Origin of the sequence: Megasphaera massiliensis (assembly GCF_000455225.1) — a bacterium.
Lineage (GTDB): Bacteria > Bacillota > Negativicutes > Veillonellales > Megasphaeraceae > Megasphaera > Megasphaera massiliensis.
Genome location: NZ_HF954558.1, coordinates 114,319 through 122,246 on the forward strand (window position 1 = coordinate 114,319; position 7,928 = coordinate 122,246).

9 protein-coding genes are annotated in these 7,928 nt (G+C 49.9%); all 9 read right to left on the bottom strand.

The window, feature by feature from the left end:
* Nucleotides 1-113 precede the first annotated feature (113 nt).
* Nucleotides 114-599: a hypothetical protein gene (locus tag TX77_RS13045; protein WP_049917365.1), complete on the bottom strand. Its 486-nt coding sequence runs from the start codon at nt 597-599 to the stop codon at nt 114-116.
* A gap of 202 nt (nt 600-801) precedes the next feature.
* A complete protein-coding gene (locus TX77_RS13050) occupies nt 802-1,287 on the bottom strand; it encodes a hypothetical protein (RefSeq protein WP_049917366.1) in 486 nt (161 codons plus the stop codon).
* Nucleotides 1,288-1,325: 38 nt separating this feature from the next.
* Complete coding sequence (locus TX77_RS11340) at nt 1,326-1,811, bottom strand: chitin-binding domain-containing protein (protein ID WP_049917367.1); 486 nt, start codon at nt 1,809-1,811, stop codon at nt 1,326-1,328.
* Between the two features lie 195 nt (nt 1,812-2,006).
* Entirely contained in the window at nt 2,007-2,492 is a 486-nt protein-coding gene (locus tag TX77_RS11345; protein WP_044505193.1) for a hypothetical protein, read from the bottom strand.
* A gap of 192 nt (nt 2,493-2,684) precedes the next feature.
* The gene (locus TX77_RS11350) at nt 2,685-4,022 is read right to left on the bottom strand and encodes an acetyl-CoA hydrolase/transferase family protein (RefSeq protein ID WP_044505194.1); all 1,338 of its coding nucleotides are present in this window, start codon (nt 4,020-4,022) and stop codon (nt 2,685-2,687) included.
* Nucleotides 4,023-4,028: 6 nt separating this feature from the next.
* Entirely contained in the window at nt 4,029-5,225 is a 1,197-nt protein-coding gene (locus tag TX77_RS11355) for a pyridoxal phosphate-dependent aminotransferase (RefSeq protein ID WP_044505195.1), read from the bottom strand.
* A gap of 28 nt (nt 5,226-5,253) precedes the next feature.
* On the bottom strand, nt 5,254-6,603 hold the full coding sequence (locus tag TX77_RS11360; protein WP_081651749.1) for an SLC5/6 family protein: 1,350 nt from the start codon (nt 6,601-6,603) through the stop codon (nt 5,254-5,256).
* Nucleotides 6,604-6,682: 79 nt separating this feature from the next.
* On the bottom strand, nt 6,683-7,258 hold the full coding sequence (locus tag TX77_RS11365) for an indolepyruvate oxidoreductase subunit beta (RefSeq protein ID WP_044505196.1): 576 nt from the start codon (nt 7,256-7,258) through the stop codon (nt 6,683-6,685).
* Between the two features lies 1 nt (nt 7,259).
* The coding region (locus TX77_RS11370) for a thiamine pyrophosphate-dependent enzyme (protein ID WP_044505197.1) at nt 7,260-7,928 on the bottom strand (669 nt) is incomplete at its 5' end.

The following is a 7,928-nucleotide window of genomic DNA, read 5'->3' on the forward strand; positions in this document are numbered from 1 at the left end:
TCCGCCATCCCTCGACAGTCCGGCGGTCTTATTTATGCGCCTATAAAAACGTTTTGAGGCACAAAAAAACTGCCCATGTCTCAGACACAGGCAGTACGTATTCTACGAACAGCTTACTCAGGGAACCTCATCGTGATGGACGTAACTACCAGAACTCCATTAGCATCACGGCCATACGTGATTTTAATCAAGGCCCCATTCTGCGTCATATAGCTAGTATATCCGTTTCCGGACCGCCCTCCGCTATACAATGCATCAACAGTAGACTTGGGAACGCCAACCGTAATCCCCATGGGCGTTGCAATCCCATTATTAGCACTGGTCATCAGTTCTGCGACGGTATTGTCATAGAGCCTCTCGAGGATAAAAAATCCCTTGCCGTAGCGGTATGACTTAGCATCTTGATTGAGGCGGTCCTTGCCCCAAGCAGTCTCTGTCGGGTCACCATAAACACTGCGGACATAACTTATGGGACTTCCTAAGGTAATGCCGCCCAAGGAGGCTTCACTGGCAGGAACCGGACCAAAGGTATAGGCTAAGCAGGTACTCACCACCATCATGGAAAGAGCAAAAACCATGACTGCAACTTTTTTAAACATAATACCAACTCCCTCCGTATTCTCGTTCGTTTTATCAATCTACGTTTATCTTATCATACCGATTCTCTTGGTATCAATATTTTCACAGAAACAACAGGCCGGTAATTCGGATCGACGTTCCATTTCCCGTCGCTTACATCCCATCCATTCCGCAAAAAACTGCCCGTATCGTCTGACACGAGCAGTTTCAAGCCAAAAAAGCTTACGCCGGATAACGAACGTAAATGGACTGAACGACCATAACGCCCTTGGCATCCGCTTCATATTTGATTTCAATGCGTTTCCCCTGGTCCGTCAGGTAAAGATAAGCGCCGTTCCAAAGACGCCCTTCACCATATAATGTATCGACAGTGGACTTGGGAACGCCGACGGTAACTCCCATGGGCGTCGAAATCCCGTTATTGGCATTGGTCAAAATCTCCTCGACCGTATAGTTATAGAGATTTTCAAGGATAAAAAATCCCTTGCCGTAGCGATACAAGATTGCATTTTCATTCAATACCGTCTTCGCCCGTCTCTGTTCCGTCAGTTCCCCATAAATACTGCGGACATAAGTCATCTTATTCCCCAGGGTAATTCCGCCCAGAGAAGCTTCACTGTCAGGAACGTTGCCGACCATAGCGGCGAAACAACTGCCGACGGCCAGCATAGAAAGGGTAAAGATCATAAGGGCTATTTTCTTAAACATAATACAAAATCCTCCTCTATCATCCTTTGTTTGATTTATTACGCCGAATAGCGAATATAGATGGATTTAACGACGGCGACATCATTGGCGTCGTCTACGTATTTGATTTGAATGACTTTGCCTTCCTGCGTCAGATAGCGATAGGATCCCTGGACAAAGCTGCCTTCACCATACAGCTTATCGACGGTCGACTTGGGAATGCCGACGGTAATCCCCATAGGCGTGGCAAGGCCGTTGTTGGCCGTCACATAGAGTTCTTCTACACTGCTGTTCTTGGGATATTCGATGACGTAAAAGCTGTTGCCGTAGATGTTGCTGAAAGCATCTTGCCGGATATAGTCCTTGGTCGGGACTCGATCCGTCGGAGCTCCGTAAATACTGCGCACATAGCTCATGGGGCTTCCTAAGGTGATGCCGCCGAGCGACGCCTCGCTGTCCGGAACGGGGCCGGTCATAATGGCCAAACAGGTGCTCGCCAACAGGGTAGTAAGGGAAAATGCCAGAACTGCCACTTTTTTGAACATGATAGAAAATTCCTCCTCTATTATCGGTTTGTTTCTCAATATAATTGCATATTATCATAAAACAATATTTACATCAATGTTTTTGCAGCCCCGATATATCCATCTTCGTCATTCTCAAAAGGAGACGTATCAGCCCTCTATTCGACGCAAAAAAACTGCCCATGATAACGACATAGGCAGTCCTGATTGAGCCTGTTACGACTGGTACTGTATATTGATGGATTTAACCACCGTAACTCCATTGGTGTCGTTTCCGTAAACGATCATAATGGCTATGGCATTCCGGGTATAGTAATAGTACTTGCCCTGCGAATAGGTACTACTGCCATACAGTCTGTCGACGGTCGATTTGGGAACGCCCACGGCGATTCCCATGGGTGTGGCAATCCCATTATGGGCATTTACATAGAGTTCTAATACCTTAGACTTATCGGGATATTCAACGATGTAAAAACCCTTTCCATAGAGATTAGCAATCGTCCCGTTGGTGAAACGAGCCCGGACCCAGCCCCGCTCCGTCGGAGACCCGTAAATACTTTTAACGTAACTCATGGGACTGCCTAAGGTAATTCCGCCAAGGGAGGCTTCACTCACCGGAAGGGGACCTGCCTTATCGGCCATACAAAGACCGCCCAAAAGGACAGAAAAAGCAACGATCAGTACTGCCATTTTTTTGAACATAAGCTGAATACCTCCTCTCTCATCGATGATTCAGTCATGTTTTACTATACCTGCATAGTAGCATAAAAGATTATTTTTATCAACATTATAACAAATTTAAGGCAGTACGCAGACAAAAAGAGTCTCTCATCACACTGCATGATGAGAGACTCTTCGCTTATAGAAATGCCCTTGCAAGGCAAGCTACATACTTTATCGTTTGTTGCTTCTCCGCCAAATACGCTGTTCTTCGGCGGCTTGAATCAATTCTTCCCGAACTTCCGGATGGGCGATGTCAATCAAGGCTTCGGCCCGCTGCCACGTGGCCAGGCCCGACAGATTAGCCACGCCGTACTCCGTTACGATGTACGGGGCCTGGGTCCGGGGCGTCGTGATGATGTCGCCGCCCGTAAATTTCGGCAGGATGTTGGAATGGCGTTTGCCCTTGCGGTCGACGCGGCTGGACTGCATGGCCAGGAAGGCCTTGCCGTGTTCGGCAGCATAAGCACCGGTGACGAAGTCGAGCTGTCCGCCCGTACCGCTGATGTGCCGTGTACCGGCCGATTCGGAACAGACCTGTCCGTAGAGGTCGACGGCAATGCAGCTGTTGATAGAGATGAAATCGTCGAGCTGGCGAATCGTTTCCGGGTTGTTGACGTAGTACATCGGTGCTGACAGGATGTCCTGGTTGTGATCCAGGAAGTCGTACAGCTCCTGCGAGCCCATGCAGATGGAGAAGACACCTTTTCCCCGCTGGAAGGGTTTCTTATCATTGGTGATCTTCCCGGCCTTATAGAGGTTGAGATAGCCGTCACTCATGAGTTCCGTATGCATCCCGAGATCCTTTAAGTCCGATTCGGCAATGAGGATGCCTAAGGCATTGGGCATGCCGCCGATACCGAGCTGGAGGGTAATGCCGTCATGGAGATAGGGGAAGATTTTACCGGCAATTTCCTTATCGATCTCTGCCGGTTCGCGGTTCGGGGCAAGGCCTACCGGTTCATCGCTTTCGATGACGGCGTCGACGTTCGAGATATGGATGTGGTCGTTGCCCATGCCGAAGACGGTCGGCATCTTAGGATTGACTTCGACGATGATGTGTTCCGCTGCATCGAGCATTTCCTGCTGACAGCCGTTGGTGAGGCCAAAGGAGAAATTGCCCTGCTTATCCATAGGCGATACGGTAATCATGGCCACGTTGACCGGCGCAAAGCCCCGGCGGTAGTAGGAGCCGCAGTCGCGGAAGAGCATCGGCTCGTGATAAGCCCGGCCGGCATCGAGATACTGCCGGTCGACACCGGAGCAGTGCCACAGGTTGTACGTAAAGGTCTTGTTCTCCGGATCGGCTTCCAAAATAGCGACGGGATGGCAGGAAATGGCGTTGCGCACCTTGATATCCTGTAATTCGTCACGGCGCCGGGCCAATGCCTTGTCGAGTGCCGTCGGATACGCACAGCTCATGCTGTAATCGACCCAGTCGCCGTCTTTTACCAGCTTGACGGCCTGGTCGGCACTGCAGCATTTCGCTTTGTACTCGTCGTATACGTTCATAGTCTGTTACCTCTTTTCTTGGTATTGAGCGATGAGCTGCCGGAATGCCGGGAAGGAGCGCTTAATCATGTCGGCTTCGACACAGTAGGAAATCCGTACATAGCCCGGGCAGCCAAAGCTGTCTGCCGGTACGATGAGGAGGTTCAAAGCTTTAGCCTTGTCGGAGAAAGCCTTGGCATCAGCCTCGGGCGACTTAACGAATAAATAAAACGCGCCGCTGGGATACACACAGTCATAGCCCATTTCTTTAAGTCCATTATATAACAATTTACGGTTTTCATCATAGACGTTCATATCCGACGTCTGGCCCATGCATTTCAAAATGACATCCTGGAAGAGATGGGGTGCGCAGACGAAGCCCATGGACCGGCCGGCACCACAGACAGCCGTATAGACTTCAGCCGCTTTTTCAGCGCTGGGCGGTACGAGGATGTAGCCGATACGTTCGCCGGGAAGGCTCAGGGATTTACTGTAGGAATAGCAGACGATGGTATTCTTATAGACATGAGGGACGTATAAAATGGGAAGTCCGTCATAGATGATTTCACGGTACGGTTCATCGGCGATGAGGTAGATGGCATGGCCGATGTCTGCTGATTTCTTAGTCAATAAAGAGCTGAGTTTTTCAAAGGTTTCTTTCGAATAAACGACGCCTGACGGGTTGTTCGGCGAATTGACGATAATGGCTCGTGTATGCGGCGTAATCGCCTTTTCAAGTTCATCCATGGGAATCTGGAAGTGTTCCGTATCAGGCGGAACGACGACGGCTTTCGCACCGGCATTAGCGATGAATACCGAGTATTCCGGGAAGAAGGGCGCAATGACGATGACTTCATCGTCCGGGCCTTCGACGAGGGCCTTTAAGGTAACCGTCAAGGATGCGGCTGCGCCGCAGGTCATGTAGAAATGAGAGGCTTCGACGCCGGCCTGATAGGTCTTGTTCATGTAGTCGGCCAAGCCCTGACGGACGCTGAGGTCGCCGGAGGCTGCCGTATAACCGTGGATGGCTGCCGACTCACGGGTGGCGAGGATATCTTCAATCGCTTCTTTAATACAGGACGGTGCCGGAACGGTAGGATTGCCGATACTGAAGTCAAACACTTTATCTTTACCGACGATTTTACTCTGTTCCTGACCATAAGCAAAGAGTTCGCGGATAACCGAACTTTGGGAACCTAAACGGTACATTTCTTGGGAAGCCATAAGAGTCACTCCTTTATACAATGAGAGGTTACAATAACGAAATGAGCGGGGAAATGAGGAGAATGAACCCCATAAACACGATGGGAACTAACCGCCACGTGCGGTATTTCTTAAAGATATCGAGCTTCATGACGAGGTAGGTCGGCAGGAAACAGGCGATGATGCCGATGAGGCCGCCTAAAATCGGGGTGAATTTCAAGATTGGAACATTGAGGACGATGACGCCCCAGCAAAGGATGATACAGCACAGGCTGGTAGCATAGGTAATCACCTTTTTCGGGATGGCATCGGCATTCATGAACCGGTTCAACAGATTCAAAACGATCCCCGTACAGGCATCGCGGAAGCTGAGGAACATGGCAAAGAAAGCCGTCACCACTGCGAAGATGTTCAAAATCAGATTCAAGACCTTGATCAAGGCGCCGTCCATATTCTGCGCAGCCAGGGCCAAGGCGGAAATATTGGCCGTATAGGCGACGACAGCCTGGTCATGATTGATAGCCAGATTGAAAGAAATGGTGTAGAAAACGACCAATCCGACTAAGAATAAGTACGCCCTGTTATAAACCCTCATAGCTCGATAATGGGCGACGACCTTATTATCCGTTTTGGAGCGGAAATAGATGACGACCGGCCCGAGGGCTACGAAAAATTCGATCGACATGGCGATGAAGGGCAGCATGATGATAAAGTTTTTAATGACGTACAAGGCATCGGGCGGAATCAGGATATTGGCCAGATCCCAGTGGGAAATCATGATGATGCCGAGAGCCGCGATGACCATGGCTTTGGTAAAGACCATACCCGACGAGATCTTCATGAGCAGTTTTTCCCCTTGGGACGCGATGAGGACCAAGAAGGAAATGAGGGCCACGCCATAAAACAGATTATCGACCAAGGGCGATTCCGTAACGCCGAAAGTCATTAAGAAGGACGAACTGTCATTCGTCAACGCTGTAGAATACAAGAAGAGGAGAATCGTCGTAAAGACGAAATATAGAGCACCCAGGAAGAAACCCCAATTTTTCCCCAAATAGCCGGAGATAATACCTGCAAAATCCTCACATTTAGGAGCTTCTGCCAAAACGTTCAAATACAATTTCTGATGAGCATAGGCAATCGGATAACCGACGATAGCGACGAGAGCAAAGATAAGCAAACCGGATAACCCGACTTGGATGGGCAGAAAAACGATTCCCGCCCCTAAAGACATACCGACACACAGGATGACCCAACCGAGGTCAATGCCGCTGAATTTCGTTTCTGCTTTCCATTCGTCGACGGTGATGCCCGCCGCCTGTGCGTACATTTCATAGGATTTGCCGAATAAACGTGAACGAAGAGATGGTGCTTCTGGTACTTTTGTCGTAGGTTGCATGGTGTTTCTTCCTCCTTGGGTGCCAAAAATGCCAGGCACTTCATTTCATGCCTGGCATTTTACTCTAGCACACACTCTATTATACAGCGGCCATACCGGCATCGAAAGCCTTTAAATTAATATCGACAAAAGCAGGTTTTACTACCTTGGCAATAATCGCCTTCCAATCGATATTATGCAGTCCCAAGGATCCGATGAGAGACCCTAAGAGGACGACGTTGGCGCTTTTTGGATTCCCGAGGTCCGTCGCAATTTTCGTTGCGTCGACAATGGTAATCGGTACGCGTTTTTGTAATTCTTCTAAGATTCCTTCCGGATACGAACAGGCCCCGGACAGGATGGGCAGGGACGGAATCTGCATCTTATTGACGACCATCTTGCCGTCTTTTTTGAGGAACTTGGCATAGCGAGCCGCTTCCATTTCTTCGAAAGAAATGAGGATATCTGCCGAGCCTTCGCCGATGATCGGCGAATAAACTTTTTTACCGAAGCGGACCTGCGTGCTGACACTGCCGCCGCGCTGGCTCATGCCGTGGACTTCGGACATTTTTACATCGTAACCGTTTTCAATGAGGCCGATGGTTAAAATCTTACTGGCTAATATAGTACCCTGACCGCCGACACCGACGAAGAGTACGCTCTTTACGTCTGACATATTATTTATCCCCCTTCTTGTAAATGGCATGAACCGGGCAGACCTGCATGCAGACCGTACAGCCGACGCAGTCCGTTTCAGAAATACCGGATTTCTTCGCTTCATTGTCGAAGCGCAGAGCCGGGCAGCCTGTCGACAAGCACTTCTTACAGCCGATGCAGACTTCCGTATCGACGGCGCACGGTGTCATATCGAGGTCGAATTCTTCTTTATCTTCTTTGGAGAACTTCTTGAGGACGCAGGGCCACTTGGTGATGATGACCGACGGTTCATCTTCGATTGCATACGCCCAGTCGAGGGTTTCTTTCATGACTTTGAGGTCCAGCGGATTGACGGTGCGGACATTCTTAATACCCAAGGCTTTGACGACCGTTTCGATATCGATGAGGGTAGCCGGTTCGCCTTTGATATTGTAGCCCGTGCCCGGATTTTCCTGATGGCCCGTCATGCCGGTGATGCGGTTATCCAAGATGACGCAGATCGTGTTGGAGCCGTTGTAGGCAACTTCGGTCAGGGAGTTGATGCCCGTGTGGAAGAAGGTCGAGTCGCCCATACAGCCGACGACGCGTTTCTTCTGATCACTCAGTTCAAAGCCGTGGCTGAATCCGTGGCCGACGGAGAAGGCACTGCCCATGCAGACCGCCAAGTCTTTGGCATTAAGGGGAGCCGC